The organism is Micromonospora craniellae, from assembly GCF_014764405.1.
Taxonomy (GTDB): domain Bacteria; phylum Actinomycetota; class Actinomycetes; order Mycobacteriales; family Micromonosporaceae; genus Micromonospora; species Micromonospora craniellae.
In genome coordinates, this window is sequence record NZ_CP061725.1 from 376,106 (window position 1) to 400,734 (window position 24,629).

Below are 24,629 nucleotides of genomic sequence, written 5' to 3' on the forward strand. Positions count from 1 at the left end.
CGGGGCTCGCAAGCTCACTCCTCGCGCTCACCGGGACACCGGCTCCTTCCCGTCTTTGCGGCCCCTGCTCCGGGCCCGGCGTAGGCGTCGACGCAATCCGGTCAGCAGTGGCCGCAGGTCCTGCCGGTCGACCAGCCAGACCACGCCGAGGAAGACGACTCCGACCAGGACTCCGGACAGCATGCCCTGCACGAGTGCCGCCGACCGCGTCGGGGTCCCGCCCAGCCAGCCGAGCAGCAGCAGCGCGGCGAGCGCCGCCGCCGTGCCCGCCAGCACCCCGGCGGCGCCGGCCCGCACGGCACCGGCCAACGCCGCCGGACCGGCCGCGCGCCGCACGGCCGCCAGCAGCAGCCCACCCAGCAGCAGCATGCCGGCCGAGTTGGCCAGGGCGACGGCGAGCACCCGGTCGGCCGTCGGGAGCAGTGCCGCCAACGGCAGCGTACCGAGCGTGACCGCCAGCCAACCGGCACTGATGGCGAGCGTGGCCTCCCGGGTCGCGCCGCACGCGTACAGGGCCCGGGACAAGACCGCGAACAACCCGTACCCGAGCAGTCCCGGCGCGAACCCGGCCACGGCCGTGGCGGTGGCGGAGGCGTCCAGCGGGAAGAACCGGCCGATCGGACCGGCTACCCCGACCAGCGCCGCCGCGCCGAGGCAACTGGAGAGCAGCACCGCGCGCACCGTCCCGGACAGGGTGTCGCGGTAGCCGTCCTCGTCGCCGCCGGCCGCCGTCTCGGCCAACGTCGGGTACGCGGCCGTGGCCAGCGGCACCGCCAACACCGCCCAGGGCAGCAGGTAGAACGTCTGCGCCAGGTTGAACACCTGCGGGGCCTCGGTCCGGCCGCCGGAGATCTGATAGAGGATCACCAGCGTGGCCACCTGCTGGGCGGTGACGGTGACCACGCCGGCGGTGACCAGACCACCCACCCGCGCCCGCGCGTCGGCCGGGAAGCCGTACCCGGGACGCAACCGCAGGCGTAGCCGCCGCAACGGGATCAGCAGCGACAGCGACAGCACCACCACACCGAGCGTGGTGCCGCCGGACAGGATCAGCTCGGCGCCCCGGCCCGCCTGCGCCACGCTCGCGCCGGTACCGGCCACGGCGGCGAAGACGAGGTACGCCACGATCACCGTCAGGCTGGACAACAGCGGCGCGATCACCGGCCAGGCGAAGCGGCGGTGTGCCTGGAGCACACCGGTCAGCACGATGCCGATGCCGTACAGCGGCACCTGCGGCGCGAAGACCCGCAGCATCCGGGCCCCGGCCGCCAACTCCTCCGGGCTACGGCTGTGGAACACCGACACGATCTGCTCGGCGCCCAGGGCCACCAGCACCGCCAACGGCACCAGCAGCGTCACCGTCCAGGTGAGCAACGCGCTCGTGGTCGCCGCCACGGCCCGCCGGTCCCCCGCCGCGACCGCACCGGCCAGCAGCGGTACGACCAGGCTGGCCAGCGCCCCACCGGCCACGATCTCGAAGATGATGTTGGGGACGGTGTTCGCGATCACGTACATCGCGCCCAGGTCGCTGTCCTGCACCACCCAGGTGAACACGGCGGTACGGCCGAACCCGGCCAGCCGACTGACCACGGTGAGTACGGCGATCAGCGCGGCGGCCCCGGCCACCCGGCCGGCGCCGGCGAGGGGTGCCGGTCTGGTCACGTCAGTCGTCGCGACGGCCCAGCGCGTCGAGTTCCCGCAGGCCCGGGGTACGCGCGATGACGGCGGTGAAGCTGACCTTCTCGCTGGCCGCGGTCAGGCCGGCGAGCACCGCCAGGATCCCGGCCCGGCCGACCGGGCCGGTGCGGGCGGCCAGCGCCACGCCGAGCACGGCACCGAGGGCGTTCGCGCCGCTGTCACCGAGCATCACGTCCTCGTCGAGGTCGGCGGGGAGCAGCCCGGCGGCGGCACCCACCGCACCGGCGGCGATCCCGCCGGCCGGGCCCGAGACCAGCGGCGTGCCGAGCAGCAGGCCCGACTTCAACGCCCGCCCGGGGCGCAGGTCGAGCAGGTTGATCAGGTTGGCGGTGCCGGCCACCACACCGGCGCCGAGCAGCACGTCCACGGTCCGGCCCAGCCCGCCCTGGCGACGCCGGTCACGGTGCCCGGCCACCCGGGGGTCGGCGGCGAGCAGCGCGGCGGCCCCCAGACCGGCCGCACCCACCCCGACGACCTTGACCAGGCCGGCGCTGACCCGCCCCTGCCGCAGCGCGGCGAGGTGTCCCGCGAAGCCCTTGTCCGCCTTCTGCTCGGGCCGGGCACCCACCACGTCGTCGTAGAGCCCGACGGCACCAGCGCCGAGCCCGGCCATTAGGGCCGCCGCGCCGGCCGGCACGCTGGGCGCACCGCAGGCCGCCGCGCCGGACGCACCGGCCGCCAGCGCCGGTCCGGCGGCCAGCGTCACCGTACGGCCCCGGAAGTTCGTCCGCGACAGTGGCGGCCCGGCCGGAGAGGTACGGATCTCACGCAGCGCGTACCGGGCGGCAGCCGCACCGATCCCCGCCGCCAGCAGTCGACCGAGCACGCCCACGCCCCAGCTCTCCTCGCTCGTTCACGCCGTCTGCACCGCCGGCCGGCGGGCGGACATCGTCGAATCGGACACCCGGGGTGTTCCGCCGACTCACTGGGGCAGTTTAGGCACCAACGAATCGACGTTGTCGCCCACGCCGTACTGGCCGGCCTTGCGCTCGTTGAGCTGCTGTACGACGGCCAGCGTGGTGACGAGCTGCCCCTGGACGGTGTTGGCGTTGTCGACGGTGGAGATGGTCTGCGCCAGCACCGCGTCGCCCCGGACGAAGGAGACCAGGTTGCCGTCGGTGAAGCCGTTGCCGGCCACCACGATGCCGCCGGTGCGGTCGAACTGCTCGGCGATCTTCACCACCGACTCGTCCTTCTTCGCGGAGTCCTTGTCCACGTACGGCTGGCCGCTGACCACCACGACCGCCTCGGCGGAGTTGGTGATGCGGTCGGCGGCGGTCAGGTAGTTCGCGTTGCCGTACGCCGTCACCACCGCCCGCCGGTCGGCCTCGGTGACCGGCTCGGCGCCGGCCGGCTGGTCCAGCAGCACGGTGGCCAGCAGGGCGCTGGAGGTCTCCACGCCGTGCCCGTTTCCGGGCAACCCGCTGGTCGGCGCACCGGTGGGCCGGGCCGCGGTGACCGCCAGCTCCAGCAGGTTGTTGTTGTTCTCCGGGTTGATGAACTTGTCCTGGAGGTCGATCCGCCCGATGATGTCGGCGCCCGCCAGTTGCAGCATCGCGACCACACCCTCGGTGTGGTCGCGACCGGTGGGCAGGCTGAGCAGCAGCACCCGCTTGCCGGTCAGCGTGCCCGGCAGCATCACCTGGGCCATCTCGGCCGCGAACTCCTCCTCCAGCTCCAGCTCCCGCTGCATGTTCTGGACCGTCTGGCGCATCTGCTGGTTGTCCTTGCGCAGCGAGTTGACGGTCTCCTTCAACGAGTCCGCGACCGGGCCGTTGAGGGCGGCTGTGCCGACGACCAGGCCGATCGCCAACGCGAGGAAGACCGCGGTCAGGGACACGACGTGGTACCGGAAGTTGATCACGCTGACAGCCTCTTGATCGGTCGGGAGCTAGAAGAGCTGGCCGAGCTGGAACACAAAATTGTCCCACCACTCGGAGACCACGCCCAAATACGCCTTGCCGACGGTGGAGACGGCCACCGCCGAGGCCATCGCCGCCACCGCCGACAGCACCAGCAGCAACAGCGAGGACCCCGAGATGCTCTGCCGGTAGAGCCGGCTCACACCCTTGGCGTCGACCAGCTTGCCACCGACCTTCAGCCGGGTGAGGAACGTCGACGCCATGCCGCCGCGCCCCTTGTCCAGGAACTCGACCAGGGTGGCGTGGGTACCCACCGCGACGATCAGCGAGGCGCCCTTCTCGTCGGCCAGCAACATGGCGAGGTCCTCGCTGGTGGCGGCGGCCGGGAAGGTCACCGCCGGCACCCCCAGACCGTTGACCCGGGGCAGACCGGGAGCCCGTCCGTCCGGGTACGCGTGCACGATCACCTCGGCACCGCATCGCAGCACGTCGTCGGTGACCGAGTCCATGTCACCGATGATCATGTCCGGCGTGTAGCCCGCCTCGACCAGCGCGTCCGCCCCGCCGTCGACGCCGATCAGCACCGGCTTGAACTCCCGGATGTACGGGCGCAGCACGTCCAGGTCGGCCTTGTAGTCGTAGCCCCGCACCACGATCAGGCAGTGCCGACCCTGCACCTCGGTGGCGATGTCCGGCACACCGACACCGTCGAGCAGCAGGTCACGTTCCTGCTTGAGGTAGTCCATGGTGTTGGCGGCGAACGCCTCCAACTGCACCGACAGACCCTCCCGGGCGTCGCTCATCGCCTTGGACACGCTCTCGGCGTCTTGCAGGCTGCCGTGCGCCAGCGGCTCGTCGCCGAGATAGACCGTGTTGCCCTCGATCCGCACCGTGTCGCCCTCGCGGATCCGTTCGAAGACGCCCTCACCCAGATCGTCCAGCAGCGGAATGCCCGCCGCGACGAGCACCTCCGGACCGAGGTTGGGATAGCGGCCGGAGACCGACGGCTTGGCGTTCAGGACCGCGCCGACGCCCACGGCGACCAGCGAGTCGGCGGCGACCCGGTCCAGATCGACGTGGTCGATCACCGCGATGTCACCGGGGCGGAGCCGACCGACCAGGCGTTTCGTCCGGCGATCAAGGCGAGCGGTGCCGAGGATTCGTCCCGGTTCCGCGTTCCGGGCCCGGCGCAACGTGGGTAGACGCATCGTGACCATCCTGGCATGTGAGGCAGGCGAATCTGTCGCGACATGCCTGAGCAGGGCCGCCTACCCAGGGAAGCACAGATGAGCGAAGGCCGGTGTGCCTCCGCTCACAATCACGGTCCTCACGACCGCCGTTCTCTGGCCGCCACGGCCAACAGCTCCTCCGCGTGAGCGATACCCAGATCCGAGTCCGGCAAACCCGCCAACATCCGGGCCAGCTCCCGGGCCCGCTCGGTGTCCTCCACCACCCGCACCCCACTGGTGGTCACCGCGCCACCAGTGTCCTTCGCCACCACCAGATGCCGGTCGGCGAACGCGGCCACCTGCGGCAGGTGAGTGACCACCAACACCTGATGACTGCGCGCCAACCGAGCCAACCGACGACCGATCTCCACCGCCGCCTGACCACCGACCCCCGCATCGACCTCGTCGAACACCAGCGTCGGCGGCCCACCCGACCCGGCGAACACCACCTCGATGGCAAGCATCACCCGGGACAACTCACCACCGGACGCACCCCGCTGCAACGGCAACGACGGCGCACCGGGGTGCGCCAACAACCGCAACTCGACCTCGTCGCCACCGTCCGGCCCGACACCGACCTCCACCCCGTTGACCGGCAACGTGGGCTCGGCCCGTCCGGCCGGTCGGGGCAACACCGCCACCTCGACCCGAGCGTGCGGCATGGCCAGACCGGCCAACTCCACGGTCACCTGCTCGGCGAACCGCACCGCCGCCTCCTGACGCGAAGCCGACAATCGGCCGGCCACCTCCGCCACCGCACCGGCCAACCGGGACGCCTCCCGATCCAACTCGTCGAGAACCTCGTCGGAGATGTCCAGGTCGGACAATCGGGTCCGGGCCCGCTCCGCCCAGGCGATCACCCCGTCGACGTCGTCGGCGTACTTCCGGGTCAACGCCCGCAGCGCCGCCCGCCGCTCATAGAGACTCTGCAACCGGGCCGGGTCGGCGTCCAACCCGGCAAGATACGTCGACAACTCCACCGACACGTCGGCGACCAGCGTCGCCGCCTCCTCCAACCGAGCCGCCAACTCACCCAGAGCCGGATCCGTGCCGGCCTGCGCCTCCAACGTCCGCCGCGCCGTACCGAGCAACGCCGAGGCATCCGTGGTCTCGTCGGCGGCCTCCAACCCGCCGGCCACACACTGGTGGGCGAGCTGCGCCGCCGTCCGCAAACCCTCGGCGTGCTCCAACCGCTGCGCCTCGGTCTTCAGCTCGTCGTCCTCACCGGCCTGCGGATCGACCCGGGTGATCTCGTCCAGCCCCAGCCGCAGCAGATCCGCCTCCTGGTGACGTTCCCGCGCGTTACGCCGCCGATCCGCCAGATCGTCGACCACCCGCCGCCACTGCGTGAACGCCTCGCGCGTCGCCTCCACCAGCTTCTCGTGCTCCGGCCCGGCGAACCGGTCCAACGCGGCCCGCTGCTCGGCCGGACGCAGCAGGCGCAACTGGTCGGACTGGCCGTGCACGGCCACCACCTGCTCGCCCACCTCACCGAGCGTCGACACCGGCATGCTCCGCCCACCCAGGTGCGCCCGCGACCGACCCTCCACCGTGACCGTCCGGCTCAGCAGCACCGCGCCGTCCTCGTCAGCCTCACCACCGGCGTCGGTGATCCGGGCGTGCACCGAATCCGCGACCCGACCGGTGAGACGCAGACGACCCTCGACAACGGCCCGGCCGGGCGCAGCCCGCACCCGCCCCGCGTCGGCACGGCCACCGAAGAGCAGACCCAGGCCGGTGACCACCATCGTCTTCCCGGCACCGGTCTCGCCGGTGATCACGTTCATGCCGCCGGCAAGCGGCAGCGTGGTGTCGTCGATGACGCCCAGTCCGGTGATGCGCAGCTCCTCCAGCACAGCAACCGACAGTAGACGCGTGGCCCGACACTTGACCAGCCGGCGCGGCGACCCGCGTCAGCGACGGTTGCCCCGCCAACCGTGCACCGGCAGATCGAACTTGGCCACCAACCGGTCGGTGAACGACCGGTCCCGCAGCCGCACGATCCGCACCGGCAGGGCACCACGACGCACCGTGACCCGGGCGCCCGGCGGCAGATCATAGACCCGCCGCCCGTCACAGCAGAGCACCGCCAACGTGGTGAACGGATCCACGGTGATCGAAAACGTCGAGGTGGGCGCGGTCACCAGCGGCCGACTGAACAACGCGTGCGCGCTGATCGGCACCAGCAGCAGCGCCTCCACCTCCGGCCAGACCACCGGCCCACCACCCGAGAAGGCGTACGCCGTGGAACCGGTCGGCGTGGCACACACCACCCCGTCACACCCGTACCGGGACAACGGTCGACCGTCCACGTCGACCAGCAACTCCAGCATCTGGGCCCGCTCGCCCTTTTCGACACTGATCTCGTTGAGCGCCCACGACTCGATCGTCGGCCCGCCCTCGAACTCGGCGGTGACATCCAGCGTCAACCGTTCGTCGACGCTGTAGTTGCGGCCCACCACGTCACGCACCGCGAGATCCAGGTCGTCGATCTCCGCCTCGGCCAGGAAACCGACCTTGCCCAGGTTGATACCGAGCAGCGGCACCTTCGCCGGCCGCGCCAACTCGGCCGCGCGCAGGAACGTACCGTCCCCACCGAGCGCAAAGACGATCTCGGCACCCTCGGCCGCCTCGAGCCCGGTCACCGGCACCGCGCCCGGCAGATCCAGATCCTCCGCCTCCTCGGCCACCACCCGCACCTCGAAGCCCGCGCCGATCAGATCGGCGGCCACCGTACGCGCGTGTTCCGTACTACGCCGACGGCCCGTGTGAGTCACCAGCAGAGCGGTACGGGTCACCGGAACGCCCGCCCACCGTGGGCCGGCCGCCGCGTCGCACCGCCCGGCGGACGAACCCCCGCCGTGGCCCAGTTGCCCTCACTCACCCGGCCGCCTCCCTCGTCACCTCGTCACGCGCGTCACCGGCGACCGCCGGAGCACCGGGCCCGGCCGCCACCACGGCCCGTACCCGTTCCGGATCGGCCGGTGGCGCGTCCCGGCGTAACCATACGAAGAACTCCACGTTGCCGCTCGGCCCGGGCAGCGGGCTGGCCGCCAGGTCCGCCAACCCCAGCCCCAACGTCGCAGCGGACGCCGCGACATCGAGCACCGCCTCCGCGCGCAGGGCCGGATCCCGCACCACCCCACCGGCACCCACCCGCTCCCGGCCCACCTCGAACTGCGGCTTGACCATCAACGCCAGGTCACCGTCAGCGGCCGTACAGCCGGTCAACGCGGGCAGCACCAGCCGCAGCGAGATGAACGACAGGTCGGCCACCGTCAGGTCGACCTGCCCACCGATCACCTCGGCGGTCAGCGTCCGGACGTTCGTCCGCTCCAGGACCCGTACCCGCTCGTCGGTCCGCAGCGACCAGGCGAGCTGGCCGTAGCCGACGTCGACCGCGACCACCTCGGCCGCGCCCGCCCGCAGCAGCACATCGGTGAAGCCGCCGGTGGACGCCCCGGCGTCCAGGCACCGCTGGCCCGTCACGGTCAGCCCACCGGACGCGAACGCGGCGAGCGCACCGGCCAGTTTGTGTCCACCCCGGGAGACGTACTCGGAGGTGGGATCGGCGCCGGTGACCACCAGCGGATCGGCGGGATCGACCATCGCGGCGGCCTTGCGGGCCACCATCCCCCGCATCTGGACCCGGCCGGCCTCCACCAACGCGGCGGCCTGCTCCCGCGACCGGGCCAGACCACGGCGGACGAGTTCGGCGTCCAACCGGTTACGACGTGCCATGGATGGACGGCCTCCTCAGGCCTGGTCGATGGTGGCAAGCGTTTCCCGCAGCGTCTGGTACGCGGCCTCGTACTCGGCGATCTGGTCGGCCGGGGCGAGGCTCGCGGCGTTCGCCATCGCCTGCACCACGGCGTCCACCGCCGGGTGTCCCGCGTCGTCGTCCCCGGTCCACGCCTGCGGAGGCGGACCCGGGCGGGGACCCGACGGCGGCCCGGGCCGCGGCGACACGCTCACCGCCGCGCACCGGCACGCGTCGCGCCCACCAGCGCGCCCGACCCGACCTCTCGCCGCCCCACGGGCAGCCGAGCCGGCCCGGGCCGACGCGAGCGACCGCCGGTCACGGCGCGGCGTCCGGGCGAGCGCGGGTGGCCTTCGCGGGCCGGGCCGCCGCGTCACCGTCGGCGGGACGCCCCACCGAGCCCGGCGTCTTCTTCGCGACCGCCTTCTTCGCGACCTTCGCCACCGCCTTCTTCGCCGCCGGCTGGTCCTCCGGAGGCGGCACGGTCCCGGCCTTCTTCGCGATCGCCTTCTTCGCCGGAGCCTTCTCGGCCGCCGCCCCGGTCGGCGGGGCCGCCGCCGCGGTCTCGGCCGCCTCCGCCGCCACGTCGGCGGACGTACCGCCCTCCGGGCCGCCCGAGGCCGGGGCCCGCACCGCCGCGTCGGTCACCGCACGCAGCCGGCGTTCCAGCTCGCGTACCCGCCGCTCCAACTCCTCGACCTCGTCGGCGGTCGCCAGCCCCACCGCGCCGAGCGCGCGTTCGACCTCGAACCGCACCAGCTTGGTCAGCGCCTCCCGGTTCTCCGCGCCGGTCGAGCGCAGTTCCTCGGCGAGCGTCTGAAGCTGCGCGGCAGTCGCACCGGTCGAGCCGGCCAACCGGCGTACCGCGTCCTGCGCCTTCTTCCGGGGCGCCTCCGTCAGGCCCATGGCCAGTTCGAGGTAGGCGCGCCACGCGTCCTGCATGCCTGAGTCCTTTCACCCGCGGTTCCGGCAGGTGTCACGCTACCGGGCCGCAGTCGACGGCCCGTGCGGTACGGTGCCCGGAGTACGACGTGGTGCGGGAACGAGGAGGCGACGGTGGCCACCGTGGACGAGTGTCGGCAGGCGTTGCAGGATCTGGCCGCCCGGCTGGAACACAACGCGGAGACCGTCCGCGAGCACGTCGACCTCGACCGCACCCTGGCCTGCCGGGTCAGCGACCTGGAGACCGCCTTCCACGGTCGGCTCACCGGCGGGCGCCTGATCGGGCTCACCGACGGCGACGACCCCAAGGCGAAGATCGCCATGACCACCACCAGCGACGACCTGATCGCCCTGGTACGCGGCGACCTCGACGTGACCCGCGCGGTGGCCAGCCGACGCGTCTCCGTCAAGGCCAACCCGTTCGACCTGATGAAACTGCGCAAGCTGCTCTGAGGTCCCACACGCCGCACCGGACTACGGGAGCGCCCGCTGGTCCGGTCGCCGCTCCCGGCGCGCCGGTCAGCCGGCCAGGCCGAGGGCCTCCAGCGCCGTCGCCGCCTCCGGCGAACCCGCGCGCGGCACACCCACCGGCCGCCTCTCCCACGCCACGGCACAGAGCGCCGCAAGCGCATCCAACGGCCCACCCGCGCCGGACAGCTCCCACCCGTCCGCGCCGGTCGTGACGCGCCAGCCGCCGTGCTCCGCACCGCCCGCCGGCACCCGCACCACTGCGGAGGGCTCGAACAGCCCGGTCAGATCCCACGCCACGGCCGTCGGCCGACGGTGCGGCGGCGCCACGAGCAACTCGGGCACGTCACTGACACCGGTGAGCACCAGCAGGCTGTCCAGACCCGCCCGGTTGGCACCCTCGATGTCGGTGTCGAGACGGTCACCGACCACCAGCGAGCGGCCCTCGCCCGCCCGCCGCGCGGCAGTGGCGAACAACTCCGGCGACGGCTTGCCCACCACCTCGTCGGGCTGCCGATCCAATGCGGTCGCCAACGCGGCGACCAACGAACCGTTGCCCGGCAGCGGCCCCCGCCCACTGGGCAGGGTCCGATCCGTGTTGGTGACGATCCACGCGGCACCACCACGCACCGCCACCGCCGCCTCGGCCAGGTCCATCCAGCCGACCTGCGGGCCGTAGCCCTGAATCACCGCAACCGGCGAATCATCGGCACCGGAGACCGGCGTCAGACCCACCTCACGGATCTCGGACCGCAGCGCCTCGGCACCGACCACCAGCACCGGCGCACCGGCCGGCAGCCGCTCCCCCAGCAACTGGGCGGCGGCAGCCGCGCTGGTCAGCACCTCGTCCGGCCGGGCCGGAACGCCCATCCCGGTGAGCAGGTCGGCCACATCGGCCGGCCGGCGCGAGGCGTTGTTCGTCGCGTACGCCACCGCCCGGCCCTCGCCGTGCAGCCGGGCGACCGCCTCGACCGCACCGGGGATCGGCCGGTCGATCAGATAGATCACCCCGTCCAGGTCGAAGACGACCAGGGCGTACCCGTCGACCAGCCGCTCCCCGTCACCGCTCATCGCCGCTCGGTCTCCCCGGACCGCTCGCCATCCGTCGACGACTCGCCGACGCCGCTCGCCGCTGTCCCGGACGATGCCTCCACGGCACCTGCCTTTTCCGTGGCCTGGTCGTCGACTCGGGCCGGCGGCTCCTCGGCCGGGGCCTCGTCCGCGATCGGGACCTCGGCAGCATCGGGAGCGATCCCGGCATCGACGCCACGGGCGTCCTCGGCACGGTCGTCGTCCTCGTCGCGGTCGTCCCCGGTCAGCTCGCTGTCCGGCCGGGCCGGTACCGCACCCGGAGCGCCCGGGCCGGCGACCAGTTCCTCGGTGACCTCGTCCTCATCGTCGCCCTCGATGACCACGCCGTCGAGTTCGAGCAGCCGCTCCGCCGCGTCGGTCTCCGACTCGGCATCGACCTCTGCCGCGCGGGAGAACCACTCCCGGGCCTCCGCCCGACGGTCCACCGCCAGCAGCGCGTCCGCGTACGCGTACCGCAACCGGGCCGTCCACGGCTGAGCCGTGTCGGTGGTCAGCTCGGGCACCTGGAGCATGGCCACGGCCGCGTCCCGCTGCCCGAGATCGCCCCGCGCACCGGCGGCCACGATCAGCAGCTCGATGGCGACCGCATCCTCCAGCTTCTCCTGTTCCGCACCACGGAACAGGTCGATGGCCCGCTCAGGCCGGCCCAGCGCCCGCTCACAGTCCGCGAGGACCGCGAGGTGACTCTGCACACCCCTCATCCGGTGGTACGTCCGCAGCTCCGCGATCGCCGTCTGCCATTCACCCGCGTGGTACGCGGCCAGGCCGACCGCCTCGCGCACCGCCGCGATCCGGGACGCCAACCGACGGGCGGCCATCGCGTGGGCGAGCGCCTCGGCAGGGTCCTCGTCGATCAGCTGCCCGGTCGCCACGAGATGCCGGGCCACGCTCTCCGCGACCGGCTTCGCCAGCGACAGCAGCTCGGCGCGTACCTCCTTGTCCAGGTCGGTCGCGACGATCTCGTCGGGCAGGACCGGAGCCGGCGTACGCCCGCCCTCGGACTGGTCCGACCCGTCACGCCGGTCCCGGTCGTCGCGGAAGCCACGGTCCCGGCGCTCACCGCCGCGCTCGTCCGACTCACGGCGGAACCCGCCGTCGCGGCGCTCGCCGTCACGGAAGCCCGAGCCGCCCGAAGCGCGGTCCCGGAACCCGCCGTCCCGACGGTCCCCGGAGCGGAAGCCACCCTCACGGCCCTCGCCCCGGAAGCCACCCTCACGGCGGTCACCGTCACGGCGGTCCGACCGGAAGCCACCCTCGCGGCGATCGTTCCCGCGGAAGCCGCCCTCGCGACGGTCACCGTCCCGAAAGCCGCCTTCCCAGCGTGCACCGCCGGCACCGCCCTCACCACGCCGGTAGCCGCCGCCGTCGCCGCCACGGCGATCGTCGGTGCCCCGGCGGAAACCCTCGTCCCGTCGATCAGCCCGGTATCCGCCCTCACGACGGTCACCGGAGCCGTAGTCACGCCCCGGCCCGCGCGAGCCGTCCCGGTCCCGCGACCCGCCGCCACGGAAGCCGCCTTCACGGCGCTCACCGCCACGGAAGCCGCCCTCGCGGCGGTCCCCGTCCCGGCGCTCGCCGCGGAAACCACCCCGGTCCTCGGAGCCCCGACCGAAACCGCCCTCACGACGCTCACCGTCGCGGCGCTCGCCCCGGAACCCACCGTCCCGATGCTCGCCACGGAAGCCGCTGTCCCGACGGTCACCGTCCCGGCGGTCGCTGCGGAACCCGCCCTCACGACGGTCACCCTCGCGGCGGTCCCCACCACGGAAGCCGCCGGAGCTTCCGTCCCGACGGTCGCCACGGAAGCCGCCCGAGCTGCGATCGCCGTCGCGGAAGCCTCCGGTACGCCGGTCGCCCCGGGCGCCCGCACGGCGTTCGTCGTTGTCGCGACGGAAGGTACCCGGCCGGTCGTCGCCCTGGCGCCGGTCGCCGTAGCCGCCTTCACGCCGCGCGCCACGGAAACCTCCGGAGCCGCGCTCGCCACGGGAGCCTTCCCGTTCGCTGCCGGAGCCACGCCGGTCGCCACCGAAACCACCGCCGGCGCCCCGGTCGCTGCCTCGGTAGCCGCCCTCACGACGGTCGCCGTCCCGACGGAAGCCACCGGACCGGGAACGGTCAGCACCGTGACCGCCGGCGCTGCGTCCACCGTCGCGGGAGTCACGCTCCCGACCGCGCTCGTCGCGGTACGACGGACGGTCGCCACGGCGGTTGTCGCCGTCACGGTCACCGGGCCGACCCTCGTAGCCCCGGGGACGGTCTCCGCCCTGAGGTCCAGAACTCACTGGTACATCCTTCCTGAATACGTCGTTCCACGACGCAACGCAGTCGAGGGCCGTCCCGATTCCGGGCGGCCCTCGACTGTAACGTGTGTCCGGCGGTGTCCTACTCTCCCACACCCTCCCGGGTGCAGTACCATCGGCGCTGGAGGGCTTAGCTTCCGGGTTCGGAATGTTACCGGGCGTTTCCCCTCCGCCATGACCGCCGTAACCTTATCAACATGTCAAACACCATCCCGCGCCAACACCACGTGTCGGGGGCGTGTTTGTTTGTTGTGAGTTACACAGTGGACGCGTAGCAGCTTTGATAGTCAAGTCCTCGGCCTATTAGTACCGGTCAACTGAACCCGTTACCGGGCTTACATCTCCGGCCTATCAACCCAGTCGTCTAGCTGGGGGCCTTACCCCACCAAAGGGTGGGTGGGATACCTCATCTCGAAGCGAGCTTCCCGCTTAGATGCTTTCAGCGGTTATCCCTTCCGAACGTAGCTAACCAGCCGTGCCCCTGGCGGGACAACTGGCACACCAGAGGTTCGTCCGTCCCGGTCCTCTCGTACTAGGGACAGCCCTTCTCAAGTATCCTACGCGCACGGCGGATAGGGACCGAACTGTCTCACGACGTTCTAAACCCAGCTCGCGTACCGCTTTAATGGGCGAACAGCCCAACCCTTGGGACCTGCTACAGCCCCAGGATGCGACGAGCCGACATCGAGGTGCCAAACCATCCCGTCGATATGGACTCTTGGGGAAGATCAGCCTGTTATCCCCGGGGTACCTTTTATCCGTTGAGCGACACCGCTTCCACACGCAAGTGCCGGATCACTAGTCCCGACTTTCGTCCCTGCTCGACCCGTCAGTCTCACAGTCAAGCTCCCTTGTGTACTTGCACTCAACACCTGATTGCCAACCAGGCTGAGGGAACCTTTGGGCGCCTCCGTTACCTTTTAGGAGGCAACCGCCCCAGTTAAACTACCCACCAGACACTGTCCCTGAACCGGATAACGGTCCGAAGTTAGATACCCGAATCAACCAGAGTGGTATTTCAAGATTGCCTCCCCTCATACTGGCGTACAAGGTTCACCGGCTCCCACCTATCCTACACAAGCTAACTCAAATACCAATGTCAAGCTATAGTAAAGGTCCCGGGGTCTTTCCGTCCTGCCGCGCGTAACGAGCATCTTTACTCGTACTGCAATTTCGCCGGGCCTGTGGTTGAGACAGTGGGGAAGTCGTTACGCCATTCGTGCAGGTCGGAACTTACCCGACAAGGAATTTCGCTACCTTAGGATGGTTATAGTTACCACCGCCGTTTACTGGCGCTTAAGTTCTCCGCTTCGCCCCGAAGAGCTAACAGGTCCCCTTAACGTTCCAGCACCGGGCAGGCGTCAGTCCATATACATCGAATTACTTCTTCGCATGGACCTGTGTTTTTAGTAAACAGTCGCTTCCCCCTGCTCTCTGCGGCCATACAACGCTCCACCCGCGCGGGGCTTCACGTCTCCGGCCCCCCTTCTCCCTAAGTTACGGGGGCAATTTGCCGAGTTCCTTAACCACAGTTCGCCCGATCGCCTCGGTATTCTCTACCTGACCACCTGTGTCGGTTTGGGGTACGGGCCGCTCGAAACTCGCTAGAGGCTTTTCTCGGCAGCATAGGATCACTGACTTCACCTGAATCGGCTCGGCATCACGTCTCAGCCCCATGACGTGCGGATTTACCTACACATCGGCCTACACGCTTACCCCGGCACCACCACCGGCCGGGCTCAGCTACCTTCCTGCGTCACCCCATCGCTTGACTACTACCCGCCAGGTTCCCACGCTCCCCGCGTTTGGTCCGAAGACCGCCCACAGCTCGGATGGTTAGCACAACGAGGTTCATCAGGGACGCTCCTTCGCGGGTACGGGAATATCAACCCGTTGTCCATCGACTACGCCTCTCGGCCTCGCCTTAGGTCCCGACTCACCCAGGGCGGATTAACCTGGCCCTGGAACCCTTGGTCATCCGGCGGAAGGGTTTCTCACCCTTCTTTCGCTACTCATGCCTGCATTCTCACTCGTGCCGCGTCCACAACTCGATCACTCGGCTGCTTCACCCCCGGCACGACGCTCCCCTACCCATCCACACACCTGCGCCAAAACCACAAAGATTCCAGCGAAGCACACATGTGAATGCCACAGCTTCGGCGGTGTACTTGAGCCCCGCTACATTGTCGGCGCGGAACCACTTGACCAGTGAGCTATTACGCACTCTTTAAAGGATGGCTGCTTCTAAGCCAACCTCCTGGTTGTCTATGCGACCCCACATCCTTTTCCACTTAGCACACGCTTAGGGGCCTTAGCTGGTGATCTGGGCTGTTTCCCTCTCGACTACGAAGCTTATCCCCCGCAGTCTCACTGCCGCGCTCTCACTTACCGGCATTCGGAGTTTGGCTGATTTCGGTAAGCTTGTGGGCCCCCTAGACCATCCAGTGCTCTACCTCCGGCAAGAAACACACGACGCTGCACCTAAATGCATTTCGGGGAGAACCAGCTATCACGGAGTTTGATTGGCCTTTCACCCCTAACCACAGGTCATCCCCCAACTTTTCAACGTTGGTGGGTTCGGCCCTCCACACGGTCTTACCCGCGCTTCAGCCTGCCCATGGCTAGATCACTCCGCTTCGGGTCTAGAACATGCGACTCCAACGCCCTCTTCAGACTCGCTTTCGCTACGGCTCCCCCACACGGGTTAACCTCGCCACATGCCACTAACTCGCAGGCTCATTCTTCAAAAGGCACGCCGTCACCCCGCAAGGCTCCGACGGATTGTAGGCGAACGGTTTCAGGTACTATTTCACTCCCCTCCCGGGGTACTTTTCACCATTCCCTCACGGTACTCGTCCGCTATCGGTCACCAGGAAGTATTCAGGCTTACCAGGTGGTCCTGGCAGATTCACGGCAGATTTCAGGAGTCCGCCGCTACTCGGGAACATCCATAGAAGACCAGCTGCTTTCACCTACCGGACTATCACCGTCTACGGTCGGCCTTTCCAGACCATTCGACTAACAACTGGTTTTGTGACTTCTTCAGTGAGTGTCAGCCCACCACACAGAGTCCCACAACCCCGACCACGCAACCCCTGACAGGTATCACACGCAACCGGTTTAGCCTCAATCCGCTTTCGCTCGCCACTACTCACGGAATCACTATTTGTTTTCTCTTCCTACGGGTACTGAGATGTTTCACTTCCCCGCGTTCCCTCCACACACCCTATGAGTTCAGGTGCAGGTGACACCACATGACTGGTGCCGGGTTACCCCATTCGGACACCCTGGGATCACAGCTCGGTTGACAGCTCCCCCAGGCCTATCGCGGCCTCCCACGTCCTTCATCGGCTCCTGGTGCCAAGGCATCCACCGTCCGCCCTTGACAACTTGACCACAAAGATGCTCGCGTCCACTGTGCAATTCTCAACAAACAACCAACCCACAACCCACAGCCCCACACCAGCAACACCACCCCCACCAGGGCGACATCCGGTATGCGAGACCAGGCCATGCCTGGCAACCACTCCCACCCCCACAGAGGCAAGAAAGATGGCTCTGAAGCAAACAACCACACTGGATTGTTCCTTCAGGACTCAACAGGGTGCCAACCATCTCCCCACAGCCGCACCAACAGAAAACTCTTTCCACACCACCCCCACAAAGGAAGATGGCCGTACTCGAACCTGCCGGCCGTTGCCACAAGAAAACTCGCCAGTGTCTCCGCCAACTGAGCACCCCGACCCGACATCCGCAGGCCGCGGGCTCCATACCAGCTTTCGCCGGATGGTGCTCCTTAGAAAGGAGGTGATCCAGCCGCACCTTCCGGTACGGCTACCTTGTTACGACTTCGTCCCAATCGCCAGCCCCACCTTCGACGGCTCCCTCCCAAAAGGGTTGGGCCACCGGCTTCGGGTGTTGCCGACTTTCGTGACGTGACGGGCGGTGTGTACAAGGCCCGGGAACGTATTCACCGCAGCGTTGCTGATCTGCGATTACTAGCGACTCCGACTTCACGGGGTCGAGTTGCAGACCCCGATCCGAACTGAGACCGGCTTTTTGGGATTCGCTCCACCTCACGGTATCGCAGCCCATTGTACCGGCCATTGTAGCATGCGTGAAGCCCTGGACATAAGGGGCATGATGACTTGACGTCATCCCCACCTTCCTCCGAGTTGACCCCGGCAGTCTTCGATGAGTCCCCGCCATAACGCGCTGGCAACATCGAACGAGGGTTGCGCTCGTTGCGGGACTTAACCCAACATCTCACGACACGAGCTGACGACAGCCATGCACCACCTGTCACCGGCCCCGAAGGACCCCACATCTCTGCAGGATTTCCGGCGATGTCAAACCCAGGTAAGGTTCTTCGCGTTGCATCGAATTAATCCGCATGCTCCGCCGCTTGTGCGGGCCCCCGTCAATTCCTTTGAGTTTTAGCCTTGCGGCCGTACTCCCCAGGCGGGGCGCTTAATGCGTTAGCTGCGGCACAGAGAACCGGAGAGGCCCCCCACACCTAGCGCCCAACGTTTACAGCGTGGACTACCAGGGTATCTAATCCTGTTCGCTCCCCACGCTTTCGCTCCTCAGCGTCAGTATCGGCCCAGAGACCCGCCTTCGCCACCGGTGTTCCTCCTGATATCTGCGCATTTCACCGCTACACCAGGAATTCCAGTCTCCCCTACCGAACTCTAGCCTGCCCGTATCGACTGCAGGCCCGCAGTTGAGCCACGGGTTTTCACAGTCGACGCGACAAGCCGCCTACGAGCTCTTTACGCCCAATAAATCCGGACAACGCTCGCGCCCTACGTCTTACCGCGGCTGCTGGCACGTAGTTGGCCGGCGCTTCTTCTGCAGGTACCGTCACTTACGCTTCGTCCCTGCTGAAAGAGGTTTACAACCCGAAGGCCGTCATCCCTCACGCGGCGTCGCTGCATCAGGCTTCCGCCCATTGTGCAATATTCCCCACTGCTGCCTCCCGTAGGAGTCTGGGCCGTGTCTCAGTCCCAGTGTGGCCGGTCGCCCTCTCAGGCCGGCTACCCGTCGTCGCCTTGGTAGGCCATCACCCCACCAACAAGCTGATAGGCCGCGAGCCCATCCCAAGCCGAAAAACTTTCCACCCACAAACATGCGCCCATGAGTGAATATTCGGTATTAGCCCCCGTTTCCGAGGGTTATCCCAAAGCCTAGGGCAGGTTGCTCACGTGTTACTCACCCGTTCGCCGCTCGAGTACCCCGAAGGGCCTTTCCGCTCGACTTGCATGTGTTAAGCACGCCGCCAGCGTTCGTCCTGAGCCAGGATCAAACTCTCCAACAAAAACCCAATTGGAAAAGCAAACCCCAGCAACAAACAAATGTTGCCAAAGGAATCCCCACCAACCGAGCAAACACTCGGCCAGCACGAGGCATCACAAAACAATTTGGCACTGGCTTATCAAGCACCCTGTTGAGTTCTCAAAGAACAACCACACACCATCAGAACACCCGACCAGCAGGCACCCCTCCGGGGACCAACCCGCACCCACCTCGCGGCGAGCACTTTTACTACGTTACCCGGTGGTTTCAACCGTGTCAAACCGGCTTCCGCTGGTTTGTCGCGCTTCGAACCTTTTGCCGGGCACCACAAATCCGCTTGGCTTGCGCCGCTCGTATCGTGGCTTTGGGCAGGCCGGCCGCTTGCGGTTTCCCGCCCGCTCGCCCGGTTCCCTGCCGGTCGTCAACCTTACCCGGTCGGTTCCGCCTCGCCAAATCCGCCTCGGGGCGGATCCGGGAGCACCACCCGGCCTCGGCACCGGTAGGTGTCTCCACCGCATCCGAGGGGGTTGACCAGCACTCCGGCCTCAGGTCTTTCGACCGTTTCGTCCGTTCCACGCTGGCAGAGAGAAAGTTACGCGCCCGGCGGATTGATCGTCAAATCCGCCGGGCGCGTCCCGCGTCACACCCCGCGTTCAGCTCTCCAACTCGACGCCGGCGAAGGAGCGCTTGCCCCGACGCAGCACCAGGTACCGGCCGTGCAGCAGGTCCTGCGCCGTCGGTACGGCGTCGACCTCGGTCACCCGCTCGTTGTTGAGGTAGGCGCCACCCTCGGCGATCACCCGCCGGGCCTCCTTCATGCTCGGCACCAGCCCGGACTCCTTGAGCAGGGTGGCCACGTCCGGTAGCTCACCGAGGCGTACCAGGCCGGCTTCGGTGAGCGCGGCGCGCAGCGTGACCGGCGTCAGGTCGGCCAGCGACCCCCGGCCGAACAGGGCTTGGCTGGCGGCGACCACCTGCGCCATCTCGCGTTCGCCGTGGACCAGGGTGGTCAACTCCTCGGCCAGGGCACGTTGCGCCGCCCGGCCCGCCGGTCGCTCCGCGCTCTCCTTCTCCAGCGCCTCCAACTCCTCACGGGAGCGGAAGCTGAAGTAGCGCAGGTAGCGGCCGATGTCCCGGTCGTCGACGTTGATCCAGAACTGGTAGAAGGCGTACGGGCTGGTCATCTCCGGGTCGAGCCAGACCGCGCCGCCCTCGGTCTTGCCGAACTTCGTACCGTCCGACCTGGTGACCAGCGGGGTGGTGAAGGCCTGGACCGGGCCCATCCCGCGGCGGCGGACGTAGTCCACGCCCGCGGTGATGTTGCCCCACTGGTCCGAGCCGCCGAACTGGAGCTGACAGCCGTGTCGGCGGTGCAGCTCGAAGAAGTCGTTGGCCTGGAGGAGTTGGTAGCTGAACTCGGTGAAGCTGATCCCGCTCTCCAGCCGGGCGCGTACCACCTCGCGGGCCAGCATCTTGTTCACCGGGAAGTGCTTGCCGACGTCCCGGAGGAACTCGACCACCGACATCTCGCCGGTCCAGTCCAGGTTGTTGACCAGCTCGGCGGCGTTGTCCCCGGTGTACGAGACGAACGGGGCGAGCTGGTCGCGGATGCGGCGTACCCATCCGGCCACCACCTCGGGGGCGTTGAGGGTGCGCTCGGCGCTCTCCTTCGGGTCACCGATCTGCCCGGTCGCGCCGCCGACCAGCAGCAGCGGCCGGTGCCCGGCGAGCTGGAGGCGACGGGCGGTGGTGACCTGCATGAGGTGGCCGGCGTGCAGGCTCGGCGCGGTCGGGTCGAAGCCGACATAGAACGCGGCCCCGCTGCCGTCGAGCAACGCGCGCAGCTCGTCGGGGTCGGTGGAGTCCTGGATCAGGCCGCGCCACCGCAGGTCATCGGTCAGTGAGTCCCGCCGGGCCGGCGGGAGGCTGCTGTCGGTCACGGTCACCGATTCTCCCCCATCGCCCGGGTTCGGCCCTACCGGGTCAGCGCGTGCCGGGGCTCCGGTTACAGTGACGACGCCAAGATCGAGGAGGCTGCCGTGGAGTTGGAGTTCCCGGACGTGTCGAGCGGCTTCGTCGGGCTGCTCGGGCTGGAGTTCGACGAGATCAGCGGCGACCGGGTGACGATCCGCTGGCGGGTACGCCCGGAGCTGCACCAGCCGTACGGGCTCCAGCACGGCGGGGTCTACTGCGCGGTGGTGGAGACGGCGGCCAGCGTGGGCGGCGGTGTGTGGCTGGGTGACCGGGGACAGGTGGTCGGTGTGTCGAATCAGACGGACTTCCTGCGGGCGGTGCGCGACGGCGAGTTGACCGCGGTGGGCACTCCGGTGCACCGGGGGCGCAGCCAGCAGCTCTGGCAGGTGGAGATCACCGACGCGGACGGCCGGCTGGTGGCGCGCGGCCAGGTGCGCCTGCAGAACCTCCACCCGAACGCCTGACCTCGGCCCGACGACCGGCATCCGTCGACTGCGGCGGCGCTCGGGCATAAGACGGCCGGCTGAGGTGCGCTGAGTCCGGCAACGGATGCCGGTTTTGTGGAAAATGGACGCGTTAACGGCGATATGGTCGCGTCGATGACCGAGCCCGCGCCGCCGCCGACGTGAAGAAGTTGCTCGCCGCCACGCTCGGCATCCTGTCTGCGGTCGGTGGCTTCGTGGACATCGGCGACCTGGTCGCGGCCGGGCAGGCCGGTGCGCGGTTCGGCATGGCGCACACCTGGGTGCTGCTGGTCGGGGTGGTGGCCATCTGCGCGTACGCCGAGATGGCCGGGCGGATCGCGGCGGTGACGGGTCGGGCGGTCTTCGACCTCGTCCGGGAACGGCTCGGCGCACGGGTGGCCCTGGTCAACCTGGTGGCGTCGTACCTGGTCACGGTGATCACGCTGGCCGCCGAGCTGGGCGGTGTGGCACTGGCGTTGCGGCTGGCCACCGGGGTGCCGTACCTGGTCTGGGTGCCGATCGCCGGGGCCGCCGTCTGGCTGGTGCTGTGGCGGATGCGCTTCCCGCTGATGGAGCGGGTGTTCGGACTCGCCGGGCTGACCCTGGTGGTCTTCGCCGTGGCGCTGTTCTGGCTGCCCACCGACTGGGCGGAACTCGGCCGCAGCGCGGTGACCCCGAGCGACTCCGGGCAGGGCTGGGGTGCGTACTGGTTCGTGGCGGTGGCGTTGTTCGCCTCCACGGTCAGCCCGTACGAGGTGTTCTTCTTCTCCTCCGGCGGGGTGGAGGAACGCTGGGGCGCCGCCGACCTGGCCGACGCCCGGTTCAGCGTGCTCGTCGGGTTCCCGATCGGCGGGTTCCTCGCGTTGTCGCTGATCGCCACCGCCGCCGTGGTGCTGCGCCCGGCCGGAGTGACGGTGAGCAGCCTGAACGAGGTCGCCCACCCGGTCGTGCTGGCCTTCGGCACGGTCGGACTGGCGGTGGCGGCGCTGGCGTTCTTCGCGGTCACCTTCGGCGCCGCGCTGGAGACCGGGCTGTCCGCCGCGTACGCGGCTGCGCAGTACTTCGGATGGCAGTGGGGCAAGCGGGTCAGCCCGCGCGAGGCGGCCCGGTTCCACACCGTGCTGCTGGTCAGCGTGCTGCTCGGGGTCCTGCTGCTGCTCACCGCGATCGACCCGGTGACGCTGACCGAGTACATGCTGATCATCAGCGCGGTGGCGTTGCCGCTGACGTACCTGCCGATCCTGGTGGTCGCCAACGACCGCACGTACCTCGGTGACCGGGTCAACGGGCGGACTCTCAACCTGCTCGGCGCGGTGATCCTGCTGGTCATCGTCTCGGCGGCGGTCGCCGCCGTACCGCTGGCCGTGGGCACGAGGATGGGACAGTGAGGATCCAGGTGAGCCGGGAGCTGCTGGACCGCCAGCTCGTCGACGTGGCGGGACGGCTGATCGGCAAGGTGGACGACGTGGAGTTCGCGTTCGACGCGGACGGTGTGCCGTACCTGCGGACGCTGCTCAGCGGGCCCGGTGCGCTCGGCGCACGGGTCGGCGGACGGCTCGGGCGAATGCTGGTGCTCACCGCCGAACGCCTCGTCGCGGACCGGCCGGTGGCGCCGCTGCGCATCCCGTACGACCTGGTCGATCGGGTCGACAGCGCGGTGTGGCTGCGGGTCCCGGCCGAGCACCTGCCCCCCTCGCCGGTGGAGGACTGGCTGCGTCGCAAGCTGATCGACCGCATCCCGGGGTCCGGCCGTGCGAGCGGGTGAGCTGCTCGGCCGGACCGCGTACGACGAGCACGGCCGGCGACTGGGTCGGGTGGTCGAACTGGTGGTGCGGGGTGGCCCGGACGGGCTGCTGCGGTTGACCGACCTGGTGGTCACCCGGCACTGGTACGGCAGGGTGAGCGGGCGGCTGATCGGGCCGGAGCAGCACCCGTCCGGCCCGTGGGCGATCCGTGCAGTGGCCCGACGGCTCGGTCGCAGCACCGTCCAGGTGCCGCTGCACCGGGTGCGGCTGGATCCGCCGCTGCCGGGGCCGTCCGGCGACGACGTGCCTCCGGACTGACTCAGCGCCGGGTCCCGTCCAGCACGGTCCGCCCGCCGGTCGGGTTCCGCTGCTCCGGCGTCACCGCCGGCTCCGACGCCTCCGCCCGGCCCTGGTCCACCGGGCCGGCCGCCGGCTGCTCCGTCGAGCCGGCCGACGACTGGTCGGCCGGGGGCTGCTCGGTGTTGTCGGTCGACGTGTCCGAGGTCTCCGGGCCACCGGGGCGGCACAGCCGCACCCCGTGGATGGCCCGGGTGTCGACGTCGGTGACCTCCAACAGCCAGCCGTCCACGGTGACGTGCTCGCCCTGGGTCGGGATGCGCCCGAGCGCGGCCAGCACCAGCCCGGCGATGGTGGTGTAGTCACCGTCCGGGCGGCCGGGCAGCTCGACGGCGATGTCGGGCAGGTCGTGCACCGGGAAGGTGCCGGGCAGCAGCAGTGCGCCGTCCGCCTCGGTACGCACCTCGTACACGTCCCGGTCGGTCTCGTCGTAGATCTCGCCGACGATCTCCTCCAGGATGTCCTCCAGCGTGACGATGCCGTCCACGGCGCCCCGCTCGTCCACCACCAGCGCCATGTGCTGGCGTTCGGCCTTGAACTGGCGCAGCGCGTCGACCACCGGCACCGAGTCGGGCAGCAGCATCGGCGGGCGCACGTACTCGTCGACCGGCCGGTCGTCGCGGACGCCCACCAGGTCGCGCAGGTGGATGACGCCGACCGCCTCGTCCAGCCCGCCGTGCCGGACCACCGGCGCCCGGGAGTGCCCGGACGCGGCGAGCACCAGCCGGGCGTCCTCGGCGGTGGTGCCGCTGTCCAGGCAGAAGACCCGCAGCCGGGGCACCAGCACCGCGCGCAGCCGCCGGTCGGCGATCTCCACCGCGCCGGCGATGATGGTCTGCTGTTCCTTGGTGAAGCCGTGGTGGCCGGAGACGATGTCGCGCAGTTCGTCGGGGCTGATCTCGTCCGGCTCCGGCTTCGGGTCGAGCCCGAACAGCCGTACCACCAGGTCGCTGGTGGCGCCGAGCACCCAGACCACCGGTCGGGTGAGGGTGGCGAGCAGGTCGAGCGGGCGGGCGACCAGCAGTGCCCACCGCTCCGGCACCTGCATCGCGATCCGCTTCGGGGCGAGCTCGCCGAAGACCAGGGTGACGAAGGTCAACACCAGCGTGACCAGGACGACCGCGACCATCTCCGCGGCCCGGCCGAAGATGTCGTCCAGCAGCGGCACCAGCGGCCGGGCCAGCGAGACCGCGGCGGCGGCCGAGGCGAGGAAGCCGGCCAGGGTGATGCCGATCTGGATGGTGGCCAGGAATCGGTTCGGGTCCCGGGCCAGCCGGGCCAGCACCCGCCCGGCCCGGCCGGTGCGCTCCAGCCGCTGGACCTGGCTGTCCCGCAGCGACACCAGTGCCAGTTCACTACCGGCGAAGATCGCGTTGATCACGATCAGGACTCCGACCAGGGCCAGCTGGCTCCAGTAGCTCTGCACGCCCGGTTCTCACTCTC

Annotated in this window: 18 protein-coding genes and 3 rRNA genes; 5 read left to right on the forward strand and 16 right to left on the reverse strand. The window is 69.4% G+C overall.

The window, feature by feature from the left end; all coding sequences use genetic code 11:
• Positions 1-27: 27 nt before the first annotated feature.
• The 9 genes from murJ to ID554_RS01740 all read right to left on the reverse strand — a co-directional run bounded on the left by murJ (position 28) and on the right by ID554_RS01740 (position 9,491).
• On the reverse strand, positions 28-1,662 hold the full coding sequence (gene murJ, locus ID554_RS01700; protein ID WP_117230480.1) for a murein biosynthesis integral membrane protein MurJ: 1,635 nt from the start codon (positions 1,660-1,662) through the stop codon (positions 28-30).
• Position 1,663: 1 nt separating this feature from the next.
• A complete protein-coding gene (locus tag ID554_RS01705; protein ID WP_117230479.1) occupies positions 1,664-2,530 on the reverse strand; it encodes a hypothetical protein in 867 nt (288 codons plus the stop codon).
• A 90-nt stretch (positions 2,531-2,620) separates the two neighbouring features.
• Positions 2,621-3,562, reverse strand: coding sequence for a copper transporter (locus ID554_RS01710; protein ID WP_117230478.1), 942 nt, complete (start codon positions 3,560-3,562; stop codon positions 2,621-2,623).
• Between the two features lie 27 nt (positions 3,563-3,589).
• Positions 3,590-4,768, reverse strand: coding sequence for a putative cytokinetic ring protein SteA (steA, locus tag ID554_RS01715; RefSeq protein WP_117230508.1), 1,179 nt, complete (start codon positions 4,766-4,768; stop codon positions 3,590-3,592).
• Between the two features lie 119 nt (positions 4,769-4,887).
• Positions 4,888-6,645 carry a DNA repair protein RecN gene (gene recN, locus ID554_RS01720; protein ID WP_117230477.1) on the reverse strand — a complete coding sequence of 586 codons (1,758 nt, stop codon included), beginning with the start codon at positions 6,643-6,645 and terminating at the stop codon, positions 4,888-4,890.
• A gap of 57 nt (positions 6,646-6,702) precedes the next feature.
• Complete coding sequence (locus ID554_RS01725) at positions 6,703-7,587, reverse strand: NAD kinase (RefSeq protein WP_117230476.1); 885 nt, start codon at positions 7,585-7,587, stop codon at positions 6,703-6,705.
• 82 nt (positions 7,588-7,669) lie between these two features.
• Positions 7,670-8,530, reverse strand: a complete 861-nt coding sequence (locus ID554_RS01730; protein ID WP_117230475.1) for a TlyA family RNA methyltransferase — start codon at positions 8,528-8,530, stop codon at positions 7,670-7,672.
• Between the two features lie 15 nt (positions 8,531-8,545).
• Positions 8,546-8,764, reverse strand: a complete 219-nt coding sequence (locus ID554_RS01735; RefSeq protein ID WP_223884403.1) for a hypothetical protein — start codon at positions 8,762-8,764, stop codon at positions 8,546-8,548.
• A gap of 103 nt (positions 8,765-8,867) precedes the next feature.
• Positions 8,868-9,491, reverse strand: a complete 624-nt coding sequence (locus ID554_RS01740; protein WP_117230474.1) for a hypothetical protein — start codon at positions 9,489-9,491, stop codon at positions 8,868-8,870.
• Positions 9,492-9,605: 114 nt separating this feature from the next.
• Between ID554_RS01740 and ID554_RS01745 the strand changes: the two genes are divergently transcribed.
• A complete protein-coding gene (locus tag ID554_RS01745) occupies positions 9,606-9,944 on the forward strand; it encodes an SCP2 sterol-binding domain-containing protein (protein WP_117230506.1) in 339 nt (112 codons plus the stop codon).
• 66 nt (positions 9,945-10,010) lie between these two features.
• On the opposite strand, the gene ID554_RS01750 is transcribed toward ID554_RS01745, so the two are convergent.
• From ID554_RS01750 to tyrS, 6 genes are all read right to left on the reverse strand, one after another.
• Positions 10,011-11,030: an HAD-IIA family hydrolase gene (locus ID554_RS01750; protein ID WP_117230473.1), complete on the reverse strand. Its 1,020-nt coding sequence runs from the start codon at positions 11,028-11,030 to the stop codon at positions 10,011-10,013.
• Entirely contained in the window at positions 11,027-11,938 is a 912-nt protein-coding gene (locus ID554_RS01755; RefSeq protein ID WP_223884607.1) for a Replicase polyprotein 1ab, read from the reverse strand. Before ID554_RS01755 ends, ID554_RS01750 begins: the two co-directional genes overlap by 4 nt.
• Positions 11,939-13,420: 1,482 nt before the next feature.
• Positions 13,421-13,537 (reverse strand): 5S ribosomal RNA (gene rrf, locus ID554_RS01760).
• Positions 13,538-13,634: 97 nt separating this feature from the next.
• Positions 13,635-16,747, reverse strand: a 23S ribosomal RNA gene (locus ID554_RS01765).
• A gap of 404 nt (positions 16,748-17,151) precedes the next feature.
• Positions 17,152-18,668, reverse strand: a 16S ribosomal RNA gene (locus tag ID554_RS01770).
• Together the 16S, 23S and 5S rRNA genes form the textbook arrangement of a ribosomal RNA operon.
• A 631-nt stretch (positions 18,669-19,299) precedes the next feature.
• On the reverse strand, positions 19,300-20,586 hold the full coding sequence (gene tyrS / locus ID554_RS01775) for a tyrosine--tRNA ligase (RefSeq protein WP_117230197.1): 1,287 nt from the start codon (positions 20,584-20,586) through the stop codon (positions 19,300-19,302).
• A gap of 105 nt (positions 20,587-20,691) precedes the next feature.
• Between tyrS and ID554_RS01780 the strand changes: the two genes are divergently transcribed.
• From ID554_RS01780 to ID554_RS01795, 4 genes are all read left to right on the forward strand, one after another.
• Positions 20,692-21,084 (forward strand): PaaI family thioesterase, encoded by a 393-nt coding sequence (locus ID554_RS01780; RefSeq protein WP_117230196.1) that lies wholly within the window; start codon positions 20,692-20,694, stop codon positions 21,082-21,084.
• A gap of 161 nt (positions 21,085-21,245) precedes the next feature.
• On the forward strand, positions 21,246-22,472 hold the full coding sequence (locus ID554_RS01785; protein ID WP_117230188.1) for an NRAMP family divalent metal transporter: 1,227 nt from the start codon (positions 21,246-21,248) through the stop codon (positions 22,470-22,472).
• Positions 22,469-22,849 (forward strand): hypothetical protein, encoded by a 381-nt coding sequence (locus tag ID554_RS01790; protein WP_117230187.1) that lies wholly within the window; start codon positions 22,469-22,471, stop codon positions 22,847-22,849. Before ID554_RS01785 ends, ID554_RS01790 begins: the two co-directional genes overlap by 4 nt.
• On the forward strand, positions 22,836-23,147 hold the full coding sequence (locus ID554_RS01795; protein ID WP_117230186.1) for a PRC-barrel domain containing protein: 312 nt from the start codon (positions 22,836-22,838) through the stop codon (positions 23,145-23,147). The genes ID554_RS01790 and ID554_RS01795 overlap by 14 nt, the downstream gene beginning before the upstream one ends.
• Before the next feature lies 1 nt (position 23,148).
• On the opposite strand, the gene ID554_RS01800 is transcribed toward ID554_RS01795, so the two are convergent.
• Positions 23,149-24,612, reverse strand: coding sequence for a hemolysin family protein (locus ID554_RS01800; protein ID WP_117230185.1), 1,464 nt, complete (start codon positions 24,610-24,612; stop codon positions 23,149-23,151).
• Positions 24,613-24,629 lie beyond the last annotated feature (17 nt).

Bases quoted from the DNA above. Each gene is read 5' to 3' on its own strand.
- ID554_RS01750 (WP_117230473.1), bottom strand. From the start codon at position 11,030: ATGAGCGGTGACGGGGAGCGGCTGGTCGACGGGTACGCCCTGGTCGTC.
- steA (WP_117230508.1), bottom strand. From the start codon at position 4,768: ATGCGTCTACCCACGTTGCGCCGGGCCCGGAACGCGGAACCGGGACGA.
- ID554_RS01730 (WP_117230475.1), bottom strand. From the start codon at position 8,530: ATGGCACGTCGTAACCGGTTGGACGCCGAACTCGTCCGCCGTGGTCTG.
- ID554_RS01740 (WP_117230474.1), bottom strand. From the start codon at position 9,491: ATGCAGGACGCGTGGCGCGCCTACCTCGAACTGGCCATGGGCCTGACG.